This is a genomic window from Companilactobacillus pabuli (assembly GCF_014058425.1).
Classification (GTDB): domain Bacteria; phylum Bacillota; class Bacilli; order Lactobacillales; family Lactobacillaceae; genus Companilactobacillus; species Companilactobacillus pabuli.
On sequence record NZ_CP049366.1, the window covers coordinates 645729 to 666124 of the forward strand.

Consider the following 20396-nt stretch of genomic DNA (forward strand, 5'->3'; position numbering starts at 1 on the left):
ATATATGGAGGAGAGAGATAAATGACTCAAATTAAATTTGATGATTCAAAATTGAGCAAGTTCGTTCATGACAACGAAGTTGGCGAAATGCAAGCATTAGTTAATGCTGCTGATGAAGAACTACGTAAGGGTACTGGTGCCGGTGCTGATTTCCGTGGTTTCATCGATTTGCCTGTTGATTATGACAAAGATGAATTTGCTCGTATTAAGAAAGCTGCTAAGAAGATCCAATCAGACTCAGAAGTCTTCATTGGTATCGGTATTGGTGGTTCATACTTAGGTGCACGTGCTGCAATCGACTTCCTAAGTTCATCATTCTACAATGTTAAGAATGAAAAAGATGTTCCAGAAGTTTACTTCTGTGGTAACTCAATTTCTCCAAATTACTTAGCTGATTTACTAGACGTTATCGGCGACCGTGATTTCAGTGTTAATATCATTTCTAAATCTGGTACAACAACAGAACCTTCAATTGCTTTCAGAATTTTGAAAGCTAAGTTGATTGAAAAATATGGTGTTGAAGGTGCTAAGGAACGTATCTACGCTACAACAGATCGTGCCAAGGGTGCTTTGAAGACAGAATCAGATGCTGAAGGTTACGAAGAATTCGTTGTTCCTGATGATATCGGTGGTCGTTTCTCAGTTCTTACAGCTGTTGGTCTATTACCAATCGCCGTTGCTGGTATCGACATCGACAAGTTGATGGAAGGTGCTGCACAAGCTCGTACAGACTACTCATCAGCTGACCTTACAAAGAACGATGCTTACAAGTATGCTGCTTTGAGAAACATCTTGTACCGTAAAGGTTACACAACAGAATTGCTAGAAAACTACGAACCAAACGTTCAATACTTTGGCGAATGGTGGAAACAATTGATGGGTGAATCTGAAGGTAAAGATCAAAAGGGTATCTACCCATCATCAGCTAACTTCTCAACTGACTTGCACTCATTAGGTCAATACATTCAAGAAGGTCGTCGTAACTTGATGGAAACTGTTGTTTTAATCGACACACCAAGACATGACGTTAAGATTCCTGCTGAAAAAGATAACCTTGATGGTTTGAAGTACTTGGAAAACAAGTCAATGGACTTCGTTAACAAGAAGGCTTACGAAGGTGTTGTTCTAGCTCACACTGACGGTGGCGTTCCAGTTATGACAGTTCACATTGAAAAACAAGATGCCTATAACTTAGGTTACTTGATGTACTTCTTCGAAATTGCTGTTGGTATTTCTGGTTACTTGAACGGTATCAATCCATTCAACCAACCAGGTGTTGAAGCATACAAGAAGAACATGTTTGGTCTACTTGGCCGTCCTGGTTATGAAGAACTTGGCGAAGAATTAAACAAGAGACTATAATTTATAAATAATTACAAATGAAAAAGCATCCTCAATCGAGGGTGCTTTTTTTGTCGTTCGATGTAAAAACTACTTCATGAACGATGCCATATTCTGTTTGATCAGCGATTTGATCGAGTGTTTCTTCAAAGCCAAACATCTCGTAAAATGCTTGGGCTATTAAGTTTTTCTTCAAAACAATTAAGTAAAAATCATTAAATTTTTTAGCTAAATTTTCTAAGGCAGTTGTGAATAATTTTTGACCGATGCCTTGATGTTGATATTCTGGCAAGACGTAAAGCGTATAGATCTCCCCAAATCCTTGATACTTTTTACGTCGAGCCGGACCAAATGAACAAACCCCGACTACTTTGTCGTCGTCTAAGGCAACTAAAGTATTGTTCCATCTAGTCTCTGGATGCCAATTATCAACTCTTAAATTGTCTAATAAGGCTTGTGGGACAATCCCAACATAAGCGTATTGCCAAGTTTGATAATACAAATTACTGATCTTTTGGAAATTAAAATCTTTAGTGGTAGAAACGACTTGAATCATCTTAATTTCTGCTTTCAACAGAATTGGTTGCACTGGCAAAGACTCCTAATTTACCAAAGACTAGTCCTAGAACAAATCCTGCTAGAGTCAATGTAACCCAACCTAATCCTAAACTAGCGAATGGAACGTATTGATGATAGAAGTTCAAGGCAGTTTTGACGAAAGTTAAATTAGTAACGGCTTCTGGTGAAGCATTCAACATATCAAAGACAGCAGGCAAAACTGTGAAAGCGATGGTCATTTTATAAACGACTCCAGCGTATGGTTTTGAGTGAACTGTCAAAGAAACGAGGATCAAAGCTAATGACAGTGGGTAAAGTAGCATTAGTACTGGTAGTGACCAAGCGATGATGTTATCAAGTCCTGCGTTAGCAACAACAAATGACATTACAGTTGTGACACGTAACCAAGCTAAGTAGCTTACTTTAGGGAACAATTTGTGGAAATCTTGTGAGAATGAGGCAACAAGTCCCATGGCAGTAGTGAAGACACCTAAGGTAACCAGAACACCTAAGAAGGCAGCTCCGAAGTTACCGAAGTAGTAATTGACGATTTGTGAAAGAGCAGTACCACCATTGTCAGAAAGGTTTAATCTACTCAAACTAAATGATCCTAATAGAACTAATCCAAAGTAAACTAAAACTTCTAAGGCGATACTCAAAGAACCAGCTTTAGCAGTTAAACCAGTTAGTTCTCTATCTTTGTAGCCAAGTCCTTTAACAGCATGAACGAAAGTAACACTCAAAGCTAGAAGGGCAACGGCATCGATTGTATTGTAACCTTCAAGTAAACCGCTGACAGTAGCGCTAGTTTGATAAGCTTGAGTTGGCATGTGATTCAAACCACCCATAGGGTTCAAGAAGGCAACTACGAAGATAACAGCTAATAATACCAAGAAGATAGTGTTTAAATATTTTCCAACGTATTTCAATAATCTGTTTTGGTGAACGGTTAAAACATAGGCTAAACCAAAGAATAAAGCGGTGAAAACTAACATCCCGACGGTGTCAAATTTTGCTGGCAAGAATGGTTTGAGTCCCATTTCAAAAGCGGTAGCAGCAGTACGTGGAGTACCAAAGAAAGGTCCGATGGTCAGGTGAACCAAAACTAAAAACATTGCGGCATAGAATTTACCAACTGGACGAGCTAGATCATACAAGCCATCACTCTTCGTCACAACGACAGCCAAAATTGCTAGTAACGGAAAGAGTGAACCAGAAATTGCAAAGCCAAATGCGGCTGACATCCAATTGTTGCCGGCTAATTGTCCTAAATGGACTGGAAAAATCAAGTTCCCAGAACCAAAGAACATTCCAAAAATTAGTGATGATACTACTAATAGGTGTAGTACCTTTTTCTTACTTCTTTTTTCTCCTGATAAATCGTAATCGTCTTTCATAAAACTTCCTCCTAAAAATGTTGTTTCTAATCTGTGATGGGCTTTTAATGCCACTAATATCAGAATCCATTTTTAACCACCCCTTTTGAAATTTTAAAAACGTTAGGAACAAAAAAAGCCCTCTTCCAGCTAAGGAAAAGGGCTCAAATAGAACGGTACCACCTTTTATGGGTATTACAAAAATACTCACTCACTTAACGGACAAATAATCCGCTAGCCTGATAATGGTGGCAGCCACGGTAACCTACATGTCGGCACCGAACTCAGAAATGATTTTCAAAATTCTCATGACGGTCATTTTTCACTCAACATGACTCACTATGCGTTTTTGAGATTTCTACTTTTTTCTTCAACGTTTTGTTGGTTCGTATTATAGGCACATAAAATTAAAATTTCAAGGTTTATTTTAATAAAGTTATAATTTTTATAATTTAGTTGGCTTGCGGTTGAGGAAATGTTTGGCCCCATCTATAACGTGGAAGTAGGTTGCAAGGCTTAACATATCAGTATTTATACTCTTCAAAAAAGGCCACTCGCGTAACGAACCACGAAGAACAGAATTATTTTCTTCAATGAAAGTTTGACTAATCTTTTGTGGACGATCATTGAAGACTCCTGATTGATATAAATAATTAGCATAGTCAAAAAAGTATTTAGCTGTTCTAGGGTCATTGATCGTATCGTGCAAGATGCGAGTTCGATGTCTAATAAAACTCATACTGTTTTTGACGACTTGAGCACTATTATTGGAAATCGTTAGGTAAGCAAATAATTGTTCGAAGAATCTTTGGTAGGCATGAATTTCACCGCTACTCAAAAAAGCCCGAGGGTGATTTTTAAAAGGATATTTCCAATTGCTCAAATTGTATTCCCATTTTTGACCAATCCAAATAGTAAAAGGCAATTCATAGAAGACTTGAGTCATATCTTGTTCAAAACTTTGATTGATGATTTCAGAATAGTCATTTGATAACACGTGATTGATTTGGTTTTTCAAGTCAGTCGTAATGTATTTCACATTTTCAGTGTCATCAGTTAGATTGAATAATTTTTTCCAGACTTCTGGAGTAAATAATTCAGGTTTTAAATGTTGAATCAATTTTAAATTCACTGGGGCAGAATTGAGTGTGAAACCAGCGTCAAAGGAATTATCCATTAATTGCAGAGTTTGGACGAAATGGCCACCTAAAGAGTGTCCTAATCCATAAACTAGAGAGTCAGATAGACTATGTTGCTTAACGTATTGTACGAATTGACGAGCCATTTTCAACTGGCTGAGATTTTTGTCGCTTCCAATCAAGATGGCGTTGACGTTGTAATCCCAGTCTTTATATGTTTCTAGAATTGATGCCTCGAATCTTTTACTACGGGATTTGATGGTATTATCATTCCCACCTTCAGTCCCACGAAAAGCGATGTAAACTTCTTTGACACCATCAATGGCAATTTGAAAAGCTGTAGCAGAAAAACCACAATCAGCTGCTTCCGGCAAAACCTTTCTTGCTTCAAATGATTTGACGTAATCAGGCATTCGATGAACGCGATTGTAAATCAATAATCGCAAGTAATTTTCCGGTTCAAATTCTTCATACAAGTAACGATCGTAATCATATTGCAAAAGCTTTGTTCGAAAATCGCTATCTTGTAACAATTCTCCAGCTTGATAACGCTGTTCTCTTAAATCTAAGGGGAGCGCGTGATGAATCAGTAAAATGATATAAATCTGATTGAGATATCCACGACAAAGATTTAGATTTTCATTTTCAATCATCGTAATTAACTGTTTTAATTTATTGATTTTACGATTTCTTGAAGGCAATTTGAAACGTTGTTTGCTAGGAGCTTGATTGATATTTTGCAGCTTTAAGACTTTATCGATCATTTGGGGATGAATGGTCTTGTTTTTTATAAAAATTGGTAAACGCAAATCGACAATTTGGTTCAACAGTAAATTTGTTAAACGAGATTTTTCTTTATTTAGATAAGAATAGCTGAAATAAAGACGTTTGTTTTGGGGTAGTAACTTCTTACTATCTTCCTTGTTGAAAGTTAAAGGAAGATTCTTGTGAGCTCGAAAATTGAGTAAATCGAGTTGATCATAAACATGATTTAATCTGTTTAAAGTACTTAGTAAGGCCCTCATTAAATCACCTCTTAATAGTTTTAGTTTAACAAAATGTTGATAAATTAGGAATTAAGAATCATTTTAAAAATATAGCACATTTGTGATACTTCACATTTGTGTTATATCACAAATGTGCTATACTATAAGTGTGGAGGTTGGAGAAAGATGAGAATAGATATCAAATCATACTTAGAAGACAACGGATTAACAATTTATGTAATAGCAAAAAAGAGCGGGTATGGTTATACGACGCTTCATAAATCTTTCAACAAAAAACAATCTTCCGCCACATCTATCAATTTGCGCGATATAGAGGCAATTGCCAAGGCGCAGGATACAGCAATGTGGAAAGTTCTGCGTGAATTGGAATTGCATTACTTAAAGTGAGGAGGCTTTTATATGGCAAGATCATTTTGGGATGGAGATCCATTTAACGACAATATGGACGAAATATTTAGAAGATTAATGAGTCAACAAAACGGCAATTCGCAAGCTAAGTATTATGTGAATGGTCAAGAATTGACTCCTGAAGAATTAGCAAAATATCAAGAAGCAAGAACTGCTGGGGAGAATATTCCTATCAGCGATAATAAACAAACAAAAAATGGCACAATGTTAGAGAAGTTAGGTCGTAATTTGACTCAAGAAGCTAAAGATGGACTTTTGGATCCAGTTATTGGCCGTGATAAAGAGATTCAAGAAACAGCTGAGGTTTTAAGCCGGAGAACGAAGAATAATCCAATTCTCGTTGGTGATGCTGGTGTCGGTAAGACTGCGGTAGTTGAAGGTTTAGCTCAAGCAATCGTCAAAGGCGATGTACCTGAAGCTATCAAAGACAAACAAATTATTTCAATCGATGTTTCTTCTCTTGAAGCGGGGACACAATACCGTGGATCATTTGAAGAGAACATTCAAAAGCTTTTGGCCGAAGTAAAAAAGGCTGGCAATGTCGTCTTGTTCTTCGATGAAATTCATCAAATTATCGGTGCGGGCTCAAGTGGCTCTGATTCTGGTAGTAAAGGATTGGCTGACATTATCAAACCAGCTTTGAGTCGTGGTGAGATTTCAATTATTGGTGCCACAACTCAAGATGAGTATCGTAATACAATTATGAAAGATGCTGCTTTGGCAAGAAGATTCAATGATGTAACGATTAATGAACCAAGTAAAGATGCTACTGTAGCAATCTTGAAGGGCTTACGTAAATCATACGAAGATCATCATCACGTCAAATTACCAGATGATGTATTGAAGGCTGCAGTTGATTATTCCGTTCAATATATTCCTCAAAGATCATTACCTGATAAGGCAATTGACTTGATCGATATGACAGCGGCACACTTGGCAGCTAAAAATCCGGTAACTGACAAAGTAAGTTTGGAAAAAGATCTCAAACAAGCCGAAGCTGACAAAGAAGCTGCTGCTAAAAAAGAAGATTATGAAAAAGCCGCTAGTTTGAAGAAGCACATTGAAGACTTACAAGCAAAACTTGATAAAGGTGACGAACAGACTGATGAACCAGTAGCAACTGTTAACGACATTGCTGAATCCGTTCAAAGATTAACTGGTGTTCCTGTATCACAAATGGGTGCCAGCGACATTGAACGTCTCAAAGATATGGGCAAACGCTTAAAGAGTAAGGTTATCGGTCAAAATGAAGCTGTTGATATGGTAGTCAGAGCTATTCGTCGTAACCGGGCTGGTTTTGATGATGGCAATCGTCCAATCGGTAGTTTCTTATTCGTTGGTCCTACTGGTGTTGGTAAGACGGAATTAGTCAAACAATTAGCCAAAGATATGTTTGGCAGTAAGGATGCTATCGTTCGTTTGGATATGAGTGAGTATTCAGATTTAACAGCGGTATCTAAGTTGATCGGTACGTCAGCTGGTTATGTCGGCTACGAAGATAATGGCAACACGTTAACTGAAAAGGTTCGTCGTAATCCATATTCCATCGTTTTGTTAGATGAAATTGAAAAGGCCAACCCTCAAGTATTGACGTTGCTATTGCAAGTTATGGATGATGGTCGTTTGACGGATGGACAAGGAAACGTCGTTGATTTCAAGAATACGATCATTATTGCTACATCCAATGCTGGATTTGGCAATAAAGCAACTGAAGATGAGAAGTTAATGGATAAATTGGCTCCTTACTTCAAACCAGAATTCTTGAATAGATTCAATGGTATCGTTGAGTTTACTCATCTATCAAAGAAAGACTTGAACCAAATCGTTAACTTAATGTTAAATGACGTCAATGCTAATTTGGCTAAGAAGCAAATCACTTTGGAGGTCACACCAGAAGCTAAAGAATGGTTGATTGATGAAGGATATGATGAAGCCATGGGAGCAAGACCATTACGTCGTGTCATTGAACAACAAATTAGAGATAAAGTAGCTGAATTCTATCTCGACCATTTGGACGTTAAAAACTTAAAAGCTGATTTAGTTGATGGAACTATTAAGATTTCTGAAAAATCAGCTGTTACAAACTAATATTTCTGAAAAAAGAAGACTTGAACGTTTCTCGTTTGAGTCTTCTTTTTTTGTGCGAATTTCAGCAAAATCCGAACAATAGCGTTATACGTAACTATGAATTTGCTTAAAATCCAAAATATATTAATAAAATAATAGCAAAATCCGAACGATATAAATAAAAAATAATAAAATGTTTCTAATTTGCTTGTCAAAACCCGAATAATCTGCAATACTAGAAAAGTTCGAAAAAAGTTTTTATATTTTCTAAGGGGCGTTTATTGTGAATTCATTACAAGATGGACGGAATTTAAGTTTTATGGAACGTTTATTCCATCTCGAAGAAGCCAAGACAAATGTTAGACGTGAGATTTTAGCTGGTCTAACAACGTTTGTATCTATGGCTTATATTTTATTTGTTAATCCGCAAGTTTTGGGAGACTCGGGGATGAACAAAGGATCTTTATTTACCGCTACAGCATTAACTGCAGTCGTTGGTTCAATTTTGATGGGGATTTTGGCTAACTATCCAATTGCGATTGCACCGGGATTAGGCGACAATGCCTTTTTCAGTTATTCTGTCGTTATAGCGATGGGAATTCCTTGGCAAACAGCCATGGCCGGAGTTTTTGTAGCCAGTTTGATTTTCTTAGTTCTTTCATTAATGAAAATTCGTGAAGTTGTTATTAATGCAATACCTAAAGATTTGAAGTTGGCGGTGGCTGCCGGGTTAGGTATCTTTATCGCCTTTGTCGGTCTGCAAGGTGGGGGACTGATCACCGCTAGTAAGTCTTCATTAGTAGCTATCGGATCATTTGCTGTTCCTACTACTTGGTTGACAATTGTTGGATTGTTAGTAACAGCAATCTTGATGGCTCGTAAAATTCCTGGAGCTATTTTTATCGGGATGGTCTTTACGACTATCGTGGGCTTAGTTACTAAATTGATTCCTATGCCATCGCATATCGTTTCGACAATCCCTAGTTTAAAGCCAACTTTTGGTGTTGGAGTGATGCATATTTCAGATATTACGCATCCACAGCTATGGGCTGTTGTAATAATCTTCTTATTAGTAGCCTTTTTTGATACTGCTGGTACTTTGATTGGTTTGGCTGAACAAGTTGACGTTATGCAAGACGAAGATGGTAAAATGCCAAGAATTGGTCATGCTTTAATGGCTGATTCAATTTCAATGGTCAGTGGGGCCGTCTTTGGTACTACTCCTCCAACAGCTTATGTTGAATCTTCAGCAGGTATCGCCGTTGGTGGTAGAACTGGTTTAACTTCAATCACAGTCGGTGTTATGTTTGCTTTATCAATGTTTTTCTCACCATTATTATCGGTTGTGACAACTAACGTTACAGCACCAGTCTTGATTATCGTTGGTACATTGATGGCACAGTCAATGAAAGGAATCAGATGGGATCGCTTTGAAATTGCTTTGCCAGCCTTTCTAACAATCGTTGGTATGCCATTGACTTATAACATTTCCTACGGTATTGCTTTTGGTTTCTTGGTTTATCCAATTACTATGTTGGCTGCCGGTAAGAGAAAAGAAATCAATCCTATCATGTATGGATTGTTCGTTGTTTTCGTAATTTTACTTTATATCATTAATATTTTGCCTAAAGCTAGTTTGGCATAAAAAAAATACTCTAATTTCTGATTCTTTCTTAAATTAGGTTACCGTTAGATGTCGTTGTCCATTCTGCTTTGTGGACGCTGGAAGTACTGATCATCCACAAAAATGAAATAACGACATTTATTATTTATCTCAAGTAAATCAAAAAGTCTCAATTCAGATATAGTCGATTAACTATTTATCTGAATTGAGGCTTATTTGTTTGGTCATAAAGATATAGAACCACTGTCTAGTCTGGAATAGCAAAGAAAATTGGCTCAGTAGTGAAGTTATTCTTAGCAACTTGTTGCTTAGAATAAGGCCGAGTTTTGAGATTTTGTGCACTTGGTTTATGCAAAAGCTCAAAATCGTGCCCACTACGTTCCAGCCAAATTTTCTTTGCTATGGAGGACGGAATCCCAAACTGATCTAGCTTAATAAAGAATCAATTTCTAGGGTAGTTTTTTTGTTATGAAAAAGCTGTATAATAAAATTTGTAAGCGTAAACAAGGAGGAGAACATGAAGAAGATTATTAATAATGTTGAGGATATTGTTCCTGAAATGATTTCAGGTTTAGTTAAAACCAATTCTGATTTAGTAAGACAGATTGACGGTACGACTGCTGTAGTTAGAAATGATAAGAAATTTGCTGAAAACAAACAAGTCGGTATCGTTTCTGGTGGTGGTAGTGGTCATGAACCATTGCATGCTGGTTACGTGGGCGATGGAATGCTCAGTGCCGCTGTAGCTGGAGAAGTCTTTACTTCACCAACTCCTGACCAAATTTATGAAGCTATCAAGGCAGTTGATCAAGGATTGGGTGTTTTGTTAGTAGTTAAAAATTACTCCGGTGATGTTATGAATTTCGACATGGCTAAAGAAATGGCTGAAGCGGATGATATTAAAATTAAGACGATTGTCGTTGACGATGATATTTCAGTAGAAAACAGTGAATTTACTCAAGGTAAACGTGGGGTTGCCGGTACTGCTTTAGTTGAAAAAATCGTTGGCGCTGCTGCTCGTTCTAAGATGTCCTTAGACGATGTCGCAGCTTTAGGCCAAAAGGTTATCGACAATACTAAAACTATTGGAATTGCTCTTCATGCAGCTACTGTGCCTGCTGTTGGGCATCCTGGATTTGAATTAGGTGACGATGAAATTGAATACGGTATTGGTATCCACAATGAACGTGGCTATGCTGTTGAAAAGATCCAACCTTCAAAAGACTTGGCACATGAATTGATTGAAAAGATTTTAAAGGAATTTGATGATAAATCAGGTAGTTTTGCTATTTTAGTTAATGGTATGGGTGGAACTCCTTTGATGGAACAATACATTTTTGCTAATGATGTTTTGAAAGAATTAGCTGATAAAGGTATCGATGTAGAATTTAGTAAAGTTGGCAATCTAGTCACATCACTTGATATGCAAGGAATTTCTTTGACTATCATGAAAGCAGATAGTGATTGGATCAAATTCTTAAAGGAACCAGTTACAACAATCGCTTGGTAGAGAGGAAGATACGATGAAAATAGAATTAGTTGATGCTAAAAAATGGATTAATTTATTTGTAGAAAAAGTTCAAGCTAACAAAGCAAACTTAAACGAATTAGATACGGCAATTGGTGATGGTGATCACGGAACTAATATGGATCGTGGGATGAATGCTATCAAAGATTCTTTTGCTAAAAAGGATCCCGAAAACGTGGCTGATTTATATAAAGCAACTGCCTTTGCAATGATCCAAAAGGTTGGCGGGGCTTCAGGTCCTTTGTATGGAACTGCCTTTTTAGATATGTCTAAAGCTGTCAAAACAGAAAATATTGAATTGTCCGATTTAATCCAAATTGGAACTGATGGTATTAAACGTCGTGGCCAATCAGATGTCGGTATGAAGACAATGATCGATGTTTGGCAACCAATTAGCGATGCTTTAAAAAATGATGCTTTCGAGCAGAAGGTTATCGACTCAGCATTAGAAAATGTCAAAGGGTTAGTAGCAACTAAGGGTCGTGCTAGTTATCTAGAGGAAAAGTCAAAGGGCCATATTGATCCTGGTGCACAGTCAAGTGCGTACTTATTTGAATCCTTACTAGAAGTGTTGGGGGATTAATAATGAAATATGGAATTGTGATAGTTTCTCACTCTAGTAAAATTGCTGCTGGAGTGAAAGATTTAATTTCTCAAGCAGCACCAGATTTGTCAATTACCACAGCTGGTGGGACTGATGAAGATGAAATTGGCTCTTCATTGGAGAAAATTCAAGCGGCTGTTGATAATAATACTGGTGATGAAATTTTAGCTTTTTATGATTTAGGTAGTTCGAAGATGAACCTTGAAATGTTGATGGAAATGACCGATAAAACAATTCATAAATATGACGTGGCGTTGGTAGAAGGCGCTTATACAGCTGCTACCTTAGCTCAAGTTGATACTCCATTGACTGAAATTGAAAAGAATCTTCAACCATTAATAATTAAATAAATTAAGCCTAAAATTATCCTGAAATAGATAATTTTAGGCTTTTTTTGAACAAAATTTCATAGAATGTTCATAAAATGTTGAAGGAATATAAATATTTATTTGCTAAATTATTCGTATAAGAATAAAAGGAGGGAATAATTTTTTGAGGAGGAGAGTCGTATTTTCTTTAATACCGTTATTATTTATTTCTTTTCTCTTAGTGGGATGTAGTCAAAGCAGCAATGATTCACAAGTACTATCTACCGCTCAGATAAAGAAAAATATCGGTTCGAAGCTTGTTACTACACGTGAGGATGAACAAGCAACGTTAACAAAGACTTACCAAAAAGTAGTCAAAAATAAAAAGTATACACTGGATGATCCGTATATTAAGGTTAATCCATATAAGACGTCACCATTGACTGCGTTAGTAGTTTTCCACACTGATCAAAAAGCGAAAGTTTCATATACTGTTGAGGGTAAAACTAATCAGACGGATATTACTAATAAGGTAAATGGTAATTCTACAACTCATCAAGTACCAGTAGTAGGTTTGTATGCTAATACTACTAATAATGTAACGATTAAAGTTACTTATGAGGATAACACAACTGATGAAAAGACAATTCAAATTAAGACTGGTTCATTGCCAAAATACGTCAAGAATGCCAAGATAACTGTTTCTAAGAATGATAAATCAAAAATGGATATCGGTGACAATAAGTTAACTATCGTTAATCGAACAACCAAAGAACCATTTGCAATTGATGCTGATGGAGAAGTTCGTTGGTATTCAACTGATTATTCACAACATACGATTGAACAAATTTCTAATGGTCATATGTTAGTTTTGACCAAGAAAAATCAAGATTCACAAGTATACAATGACTTGATTGAAACAGACGTTTTAGGCCGAGTTTATAAAGAATATACTTTCAGTACTAAGACGAAATCAAATGATTCAGGAAATGCCAAAGATGAAACTACTTTGATTCACCATGATTTAGTTGAATTACCAAATAAAGATATTTTAGCTACGGTCAGCGATGGTTCGAAGTACAAAGAAGATGTTATGGTTCAGATTTCTCATAAGACCGGTAAAGTAGTCAAAGTTATCGATTTGAAGAAGATCTTGCCTAGTTCAATGTACAAGAATTATAAAGCTGGTTCAGATGATAAAGTCGATTGGTTCCATCAAAATGCAATTGACTACGATGCATCTGATAATTCAATTATGATTTCAGGACGTAATCAAGATATGATTATGAAACTAGATTATAAGACCGATAAAATCATCTGGATTTACAGTGGCAAGAAGAAGTCATCATGGCCTAAGAAATATCGTAGTAAGGTTCTAACACCAACTAAAGGAACATCAATTACTGGTGGTCAACACGGATTATACCTTTTGAGTAAAGGCAAAAATTCTGAAGATGTACTCTTGTACGACAATAATATCGATGTTACAAATGGTGATAAGAAGACGAGTGGTAAGTATTCACAAGCTGTTCAATATCATATCAATACTAAGAATATGACAATTGATCAAACTTGGGCTTATGGGAAAAACTTGGGTAAAGCTAACTTTACTAATATCATCGGATATGCTGAAAGAGAATCTAATGGTAATACATTAGTCGATTTCGGATATAAGAGTAATGGTAAAGAAAGTAATATTATTGAAGTCGACCAAGCCGGTAATCAAGTTTTCAACGTAACAATTGAAAATGCGGCCTCCAAAGCTTATGTTTATAGAGCATATCGAGTTCCATTCTATTCAAGTTCTTATACATTTAACGTTAACAAATAAAAAATGCATTCAACATTTTCCATTTGGAATTGTTGAATGCATTTTTATTAGCCATTATATTTTGAAAGCTTGAATTCGACTTTGTCTTTGTTATGTAATTTCTTCTTGTCAGCTGAAACATTAACTTGTTTCTTGTTGACGGTAAAAGTCCAGTAAATTTTTTTCTTAGTATTTTGTTTGTGACCATCGATCTTTGTGATGAAGCCATCTTTATCAGTAACTTTCCAGGCTTTTTTCAACCCTTTAGAAACAGTGGTATTTTTCTTTAAAGTTAGAGTTTTCTTGGCGATTTGTTTCTTGTTCTTCTTCAAGACGTAAGTTACCTTGATATTCTTAGTTGACTTAGCTTGAACAGGTGTTGCAGCGGCTGGAGCGAATACTCCGAGTAGCATCAATAATGTAGCTAAAAATGCAGCAATTCTTTTCATCGATAAAATCCTCCTCATAAATTAAACACGTTTTCAATTATAACAAAATAAAACTTTCTTGAATCATTTAGTTTTTTAAAGTTAATAAGTTAGAATAAGAATATTGGAAAAGAGGTGGGGATATTGAATCAGTTAGTTTTTTATTTTCAAAAAAATACTAATAATTTGGTAATATTTATTTATTTGGCCAATGTTATTTTGATATCTCTACTGTTTAATAATCCAATTATTATTACTGGCGTATTAATTTCACTATTGGTTGTATCATTTTATACACGACAAGAAAAATTCAAAACGTATTATAAATTTTCGGGAATGATTTTTTTAGTTACCGTATTGTTTAATTTGATTTTAAATCAGCGTGGCAATAATCTTCTGTTGGTGTTGCCTTTGGTAAAAATTACTACTGAATCGCTTAGTAATGGTATTATTTTAGGAATTTCATTTGTTAATTTGCTGTGGGCCTTTTATTTATACGATGCGTTGATTAGAATCAAAGTTATTTTTGAATTGTTAGCAAAATTCTTTAAGAGTGTGGCGATTGTCTTTGTTTTAACAATTAAATTCATTCCCCAAATTATTGCTATTTATCGTGAGACTAAAGAATTAAATAAATTTCGAATTTATGAAGAATCAAAAAAATTTAGTCAAAGAATCAAAGAAACTATGGCATTAACAGAAGTGGTGTTGAATAAGTCGATTGCCAATTTCATGAATGTGGCCGATGCATTAACTTTGAAAGGTTATGAACAGCGACAACAAAAAATAGGCAAGACTGATTTTAAAACCAGTGACTGGGCAATCTTGAGTACCGTTTTAATATCAATAATAATCAATTTAATTTTGGTAATCTTAAAAATTGGTAAAATAAACTTTGGTTCGGCTAATTTATCTATTCAAACAGATATTAAAATTTGGATAATCATGATTTTGGACAGTTTACTAATCTTGTTGCCATTAATTACAGGAGGATGGGCGTATTTATGGTGGAAATATTACGTTTCAAAAACTACAGTTTCCAATACTACAACAGTCAAAGACTTTCGTTAGACAAGATTAATTTTGCGCTCAACAAGGGTGATTTTGTGGTAATGATTGGGGAGACTGGTAGTGGTAAAAGTACTTTGTTAAAACAGTTATTGCCAATAGCTGACGGTAAGAGTTCTGGTAATATTGAAACTGAATTGTTACGTGACACTAATCATTTTGCTTATGTTTCACAATTTGTGGATAATCAGTTGATTATGGAAACACCTAGGGATGAATTAAAGTTTATCCTCGATAATCAAGGTCAATCTGACAATGAAAGTAGTTTGAGAATCGCTGAAATTGCTAGTTTTTTGGGAATAATTAATTTGTTGGATGAACCAGTTAAGAATCTATCTGGCGGTCAAAAGCAATTGATCAATTTAGCCAGTGCCTTGATTTTGAAACCACAAGTTTTACTCTTAGATGAACCTACTTCTCAGCTTGATCCAATTGCAGCCGAGAAGTTATTGCAAATGGTTCATAAAGTTAATGTTGAGTTTGATATGACAATTATTTTAGTGGAACATAAACTAGATCAAGTAATACAGTATGCGAATCGTTTAGTCATCATGGAAGCAAGTCACTTGATTGTTGATCAGAATATCAATGAAGCATTGCTAACCATTTTTGGCAATCCTCGTTATAGAAATTATTTAACGCAAGCGGATCGGTTATTTTTGGAATTGCATTTACCAGAACGAGTTTCTTTGCCTCTAAATAATAAAAAATTAGGTGCAATTATCCATCGTCATCAAACTGAATTGAAATTTAGAGATAGTGATGTTCCGATTCAGAGTGACAACGAATTATTTTCAGTGAATCGATTGAATTTTCGCTTTAATTACAATGGCAACAACATTGTTGATAATGTCAGCTTTAAGTTGATGAAGGGATTATCTTATTGTGTAGTTGGTCCCAATGGCATGGGAAAGACGACGTTACTCAAAGTCATTACGCAACAATTGCAAAAGCAATCTGGTCAAATTTTGTTCGCTGGAAAAAAAATAACTAAAGATTTTTATCGTAATGTATTTGTATTACCACAAGATCCAGCAACTTTGTTTGTTAAAGATACAGTCGTAAAGGAATTAGAATTTCAAATTGAATTGAGCCAGAGCCAGCAAAAAGTGGCGGACGTTTTAGAAGCCTTTTCTTTAGAAGGATTGGAAAACGTCAGCCCTTATGACCTAAGCGGTGGTCAGCAAGAATTTTTGGCGTTAGCCTTGGGATTTATTAAGAATCCACAAATTTTGTTCTTAGATGAGCCGACAAAGGGCCTAGATCCCAATAAACGAATGGAGTTGGGCCGACGTCTCAAAGATTTTCAAGAAAAAGGTGGCACAGTTTTTGTCAATAGTCACGATTTATTATTTGCGGCTCAGTACTTTGATCAAGTGGCATTGATGTTTAGTGGCAAGTTAAGTGAGTTCAATAGTCCACAGATGTTTTTTAGTCACAGATTTTTTTATACAACAGAAATAAATAAAGCTTTGAGAGATATTTTCCCCAAAGCTTTAACATGGAAGGATATTGAACGATTTGAATCGTAAATCAACAATTTTATTAGTATTATCACTGTTAGTTTTAGTTTTGATGGCCGTTTTTTCTAGTCGAAACTATTTATTATTCTCATTTGGATTTTTAATTGTGACTCTGGGAGTTTATTTTTGGAAATTTGAGAAGTCACAACACAATTCTAAGGAGATAGTTTTTATTGCTATTATTTGTGCTTTAGCAGTTGTCGGTAGAATAATTTTTGCGGCCTTGCCATCTGTAAAGCCAGAATTGTTTATTTTAATTATGGGAGCAGTCGTTAGTGGTCCAGAGACTGGCTTTTTAATGGGAACAATCATTGCTTTGACATCTAATATGTATTTTGGACAAGGTGTTTGGACGCCATGGCAGATGTTTGCGTTAGGTGTGATTGGTCTAGTTTCAGGTTTAATGGGTAACGATGTTCCTAAGTGGCTCTTGGTTGTTTGGGGCTTTTTCAGTGGCTTTTTGATGGGCTGGATCATGGATATTTATTACATTATCGGTTATGTTGATCCAATTACAATTAAGAGTATTTTTACTTCAATTTTAGCTAGTTTTTATTTTGATTTCGTTCACGCCTTGTTTACTGCCGTATTGTTATTGTTCGTGGGTAAACGGTGGATAAAGTTATTCAACAACTATAAGAAAAAGTATGATTTATTTTGAGCATGAAAAAAGCGAGCCTATTGATTTAGGTTCGCTTTTTAAATTATTACGGAATTAGTAAATATAAGAATGCACCAACAGCACCACCAGCTAGAGGTCCGAAAATAGGAACCCAACTGTAAGCCCAATCGGAATCGCCTTTATTGGCAATTGGTAGAATTTGGTGGGCAATTCTTGGTCCAAGATCACGGGCTGGATTAATCGCATAACCAGTTGTTCCACCAAGTGAGAAACCAATAGCTGTAATCAATAGTCCGACAACAATAGGATTTAATCCTTCAGTAAATTTACCACGTGTAAAGGCTAATAGTGCGAAAACTAAGACAAATGTACCAATGAATTCACTTAAAAAGTTAAAGAAGTAATTTCTAATGGCAGGTCCAGTTGCAAAAACACCCAAGATTGCACTAGAATCTTCGGTTTCTTCCCAATGTGGATAGTAGTTGAGCCAAACAATAATGGCACCAACGATACCACCTAAGGTTTGAGCAATCATATAAGGAATGACGCTAGACCAAGGGAAGACTCCAGCAATGGCCATACCTAACGTAACTGCTGGATTCAAATGAGCTGGACTTAAAAAGGCTGAACAGTAAACCCCCAAAGTTACTGCAAGTCCCCAACCAAGAGCAATGGCAATCCAACCAGAACCTTCGGCCTTAGATTTTTTCAAAGTAACTGCGGCGACAACTCCGTCACCAAGTAAGATCAAAATTAATGTACCAACGAATTCCCCTACTAGCTGTAAGGTTAAACTATCATTCATGTAATCTCCTCCAATTTCACAATGACTGCGCTTACATGTGATATTATACATAGGTGCAAGAGATAAAGCTACGGTTATTCATTGTGAAATTATTGATAATTTATTATAGAATGTATGATAATTATTCATACACTTAATTATATAAGGAGTACATAAATGAAAATCTATACTAGAACTGGTGACAAAGGAAAAACTAGAATTATTGGCAATGATGTTTTATATAAGTCGGCTCAACGAATTGATTCATATGGAACAGTTGATGAATTAAATTCATTGGTTGGGGTAGTGATTGCTAATTTATCTGATAAAACAGAAGTTTTAAAAGATGAATTATTAGAGATTCAACAATTATTATTTGACTGTGGCACCGATTTGGCCGTTTCACCAACGGATAAAAAACATGATTTTATTTTTAAGGATGACAATGGTTCAGTCGATTGGCTTGAAAAAAAGATTGATGATTATTCAGCTAAAGTGCCAGTAACTAAGAAATTTATCTTACCTGGTGGTTCAAAAACTGCGGCCAATTTACATCTAGCTAGAACTGTTACTCGTCGTGCCGAAAGAGAAATCGTGGCTTTGATGCAAGAAGAACCAATCAATGAATTTGTTTTAAAATTCATTAATCGCTTGTCAGATTATTTCTTTGCGGCAGCACGTTATAGCAATGTTCTTGATGGTGTTGAAGATATTCAATATCGTAATAGTAAACCCGTTTTTAGATAGGAGAGAATATGCGCTCACAAAAAGAAAGAATGTTATCTGGCGATTTATACATTGCTGATGATCCAGAGCTTGCTAAAGATTTTCATAAGGCTAAGAGATTGTTGCGTGAGTATAACCAAACGACCGAATATCAAGAAGCTGATAGACAAGCAATCTTAAAGGACCTTTTCAAGCAAAGTGGCAAAAAAATCCATATCGAACCCCCATTTCACACTGATTATGGGTGTAACACCGTTATAGGAGAGAATTTCTATAGCAATTATGACTGTATAATTCTAGATATTGCTAACGTCAAAATCGGCGACAATGTTATGTTTGGACCACGAGTGGGTCTTTACACAGCAGGGCATCCAATTGATGCAGTGATTCGTAATGAACATTATGAATATGGTAAACCAATAACGATTGGCAATAATGTTTGGGTTGGAGGAAATGTAGTCTTTAATCCAGGTGTCACGGTTGGCGATAATGTTGTAATTGGATCGGGATCCATTGTTACTAAGGATATTCCTAGTAGCGTTATAGCGGTTGGAAATCCTTGTAAAGTTTTACGTAAGATTAACGATCAAGATAAAAAGTATTGGGAAATGGAAAAGAAACGTTATTTTGAACAATAAAAGAGCCTGTGGATTATCCACACGCTCTTTTTTATATACCAAAAATTTCTTCTAAATGAGCAATAACACCTTGTTGATTATTGTTGATTGTTTGATACTTGGCTGTTTTTAAAACGATGGGTGAACCATTTTCCATTGCAACGCTGTGACCGACATATCGTAGCATTTCCAAGTCATTACCACCGTCACCGAAAGCACACATTTCTTCAGGCTTTATGTTTAATTTATTCGATAAATATTCTAAACCGTAAGCTTTGTTAACATCAGCTCTTACAACATCAATATCACCGTGACCACTTGATGGAATGGCAACTTCAGGTCCGATTAGATCAGCCAATTTTTGCATGTATAATTCTGTTTCATCATCAGGACAGTTGCAAGAGAATTTCAAAACATTATCATCAACTGCTTTAAAGTCGTCGACTAATTTAATCGTTGGAAAGTAGAAGGTGCTAATTTTGATAAATTCAGGAGTTGAGCTTTTTAAAACATAAGCAGATTTTTCGCCACACATGACTGCTTGAATTTCGTCCAAACCATTTAAGAGATCAATTACGCGCATCTTCAAATCATCACTGAAAACGTCGGAACGAAAGACTTCATTATGACTACCGACCAATGCACCATTCTCAGCCACGAATAAAGTTTCTGGAAAATCTTTGAAGAAATTTCTTAATTGATCATATTGATTTCCACTGGCAGAAACGAATTGAACATTATTTTGGAGCATATAATCATAAACTTTTTGAAATCTAGATTTATCGAAGGTCTTTTCATCAGTTAAAAAAGTACCATCCATATCGGTTGCAACTAATTTGATTGTCATATTATTAAATC

The 20396-nt window shown here is 35.7% G+C and carries 19 protein-coding genes; 13 read left to right on the forward strand and 6 right to left on the reverse strand.

The features are described 5' to 3' along the window. Positions 1-21 precede the first annotated feature (21 nt). Positions 22-1362: a glucose-6-phosphate isomerase gene (locus G6534_RS03120; protein WP_059075103.1), complete on the forward strand. Its 1341-nt coding sequence runs from the start codon at positions 22-24 to the stop codon at positions 1360-1362. 31 nt (positions 1363-1393) lie between these two features. Here G6534_RS03120 and G6534_RS03125 read toward each other — a convergent pair whose 3' ends face one another. The 3 genes from G6534_RS03125 to G6534_RS03135 all read right to left on the reverse strand — a co-directional run bounded on the left by G6534_RS03125 (position 1394) and on the right by G6534_RS03135 (position 5439). Beyond that, on the reverse strand, positions 1394-1930 hold the full coding sequence (locus tag G6534_RS03125) for a GNAT family N-acetyltransferase (RefSeq protein WP_059075104.1): 537 nt from the start codon (positions 1928-1930) through the stop codon (positions 1394-1396). Beyond that, on the reverse strand, positions 1899-3296 hold the full coding sequence (brnQ, locus tag G6534_RS03130; protein ID WP_059075105.1) for a branched-chain amino acid transport system II carrier protein: 1398 nt from the start codon (positions 3294-3296) through the stop codon (positions 1899-1901). Before brnQ ends, G6534_RS03125 begins: the two co-directional genes overlap by 32 nt. Before the next feature lie 424 nt (positions 3297-3720). After that, positions 3721-5439: a DUF6792 domain-containing protein gene (locus tag G6534_RS03135; RefSeq protein WP_059075106.1), complete on the reverse strand. Its 1719-nt coding sequence runs from the start codon at positions 5437-5439 to the stop codon at positions 3721-3723. A 147-nt stretch (positions 5440-5586) separates the two neighbouring features. Between G6534_RS03135 and G6534_RS03140 the strand changes: the two genes are divergently transcribed. From G6534_RS03140 to G6534_RS03170, 7 genes are all read left to right on the forward strand, one after another. Further along, entirely contained in the window at positions 5587-5808 is a 222-nt protein-coding gene (locus G6534_RS03140) for a hypothetical protein (RefSeq protein WP_057813547.1), read from the forward strand. Positions 5809-5820: 12 nt separating this feature from the next. Continuing rightward, positions 5821-7917 (forward strand): AAA family ATPase, encoded by a 2097-nt coding sequence (locus tag G6534_RS03145; RefSeq protein WP_059075107.1) that lies wholly within the window; start codon positions 5821-5823, stop codon positions 7915-7917. Positions 7918-8215: 298 nt separating this feature from the next. After that, complete coding sequence (locus G6534_RS03150) at positions 8216-9541, forward strand: NCS2 family permease (RefSeq protein ID WP_059075109.1); 1326 nt, start codon at positions 8216-8218, stop codon at positions 9539-9541. A 496-nt stretch (positions 9542-10037) separates the two neighbouring features. After that, positions 10038-11030: a dihydroxyacetone kinase subunit DhaK gene (gene dhaK, locus G6534_RS03155; RefSeq protein ID WP_059075163.1), complete on the forward strand. Its 993-nt coding sequence runs from the start codon at positions 10038-10040 to the stop codon at positions 11028-11030. A 13-nt stretch (positions 11031-11043) separates the two neighbouring features. Continuing rightward, complete coding sequence (dhaL, locus tag G6534_RS03160) at positions 11044-11631, forward strand: dihydroxyacetone kinase subunit DhaL (protein ID WP_059075162.1); 588 nt, start codon at positions 11044-11046, stop codon at positions 11629-11631. Positions 11632-11633: 2 nt separating this feature from the next. Next, positions 11634-12002 carry a dihydroxyacetone kinase phosphoryl donor subunit DhaM gene (dhaM, locus tag G6534_RS03165; protein WP_059075161.1) on the forward strand — a complete coding sequence of 123 codons (369 nt, stop codon included), beginning with the start codon at positions 11634-11636 and terminating at the stop codon, positions 12000-12002. 142 nt (positions 12003-12144) lie between these two features. After that, complete coding sequence (locus G6534_RS03170; protein WP_182083133.1) at positions 12145-13791, forward strand: aryl-sulfate sulfotransferase; 1647 nt, start codon at positions 12145-12147, stop codon at positions 13789-13791. 47 nt (positions 13792-13838) lie between these two features. On the opposite strand, the gene G6534_RS03175 is transcribed toward G6534_RS03170, so the two are convergent. Then, on the reverse strand, positions 13839-14219 hold the full coding sequence (locus G6534_RS03175) for a DUF4430 domain-containing protein (protein WP_119318292.1): 381 nt from the start codon (positions 14217-14219) through the stop codon (positions 13839-13841). A 390-nt stretch (positions 14220-14609) separates the two neighbouring features. On the opposite strand from G6534_RS03175, the gene G6534_RS03180 reads away from it, so the two are divergent. From G6534_RS03180 to G6534_RS03190, 3 genes are read left to right on the forward strand one after another with little or no spacing between them, the layout of a single operon-like run. Further along, complete coding sequence (locus G6534_RS03180; RefSeq protein ID WP_161936675.1) at positions 14610-15269, forward strand: energy-coupling factor transporter transmembrane component T family protein; 660 nt, start codon at positions 14610-14612, stop codon at positions 15267-15269. Next, complete coding sequence (locus G6534_RS03185) at positions 15203-16798, forward strand: ABC transporter ATP-binding protein (RefSeq protein ID WP_182083134.1); 1596 nt, start codon at positions 15203-15205, stop codon at positions 16796-16798. Before G6534_RS03180 ends, G6534_RS03185 begins: the two co-directional genes overlap by 67 nt. Then, a complete protein-coding gene (locus G6534_RS03190; RefSeq protein ID WP_182083135.1) occupies positions 16779-17450 on the forward strand; it encodes an ECF transporter S component family protein in 672 nt (223 codons plus the stop codon). The genes G6534_RS03185 and G6534_RS03190 overlap by 20 nt, the downstream gene beginning before the upstream one ends. Positions 17451-17496: 46 nt before the next feature. Here the strand turns inward: G6534_RS03190 and G6534_RS03195 are convergent, their stop codons facing one another. Next, positions 17497-18216, reverse strand: a complete 720-nt coding sequence (locus G6534_RS03195) for an MIP/aquaporin family protein (protein ID WP_059075157.1) — start codon at positions 18214-18216, stop codon at positions 17497-17499. A gap of 156 nt (positions 18217-18372) precedes the next feature. Between G6534_RS03195 and G6534_RS03200 the strand changes: the two genes are divergently transcribed. Further along, positions 18373-18942, forward strand: coding sequence for a cob(I)yrinic acid a,c-diamide adenosyltransferase (locus tag G6534_RS03200; protein WP_059075156.1), 570 nt, complete (start codon positions 18373-18375; stop codon positions 18940-18942). A gap of 8 nt (positions 18943-18950) precedes the next feature. After that, entirely contained in the window at positions 18951-19559 is a 609-nt protein-coding gene (locus G6534_RS03205) for a sugar O-acetyltransferase (RefSeq protein ID WP_059075155.1), read from the forward strand. Positions 19560-19590: 31 nt separating this feature from the next. Here the strand turns inward: G6534_RS03205 and G6534_RS03210 are convergent, their stop codons facing one another. Continuing rightward, on the reverse strand, positions 19591-20385 hold the full coding sequence (locus G6534_RS03210; RefSeq protein ID WP_059075154.1) for a Cof-type HAD-IIB family hydrolase: 795 nt from the start codon (positions 20383-20385) through the stop codon (positions 19591-19593). Between the last annotated feature and the right edge of the window lie 11 nt (positions 20386-20396).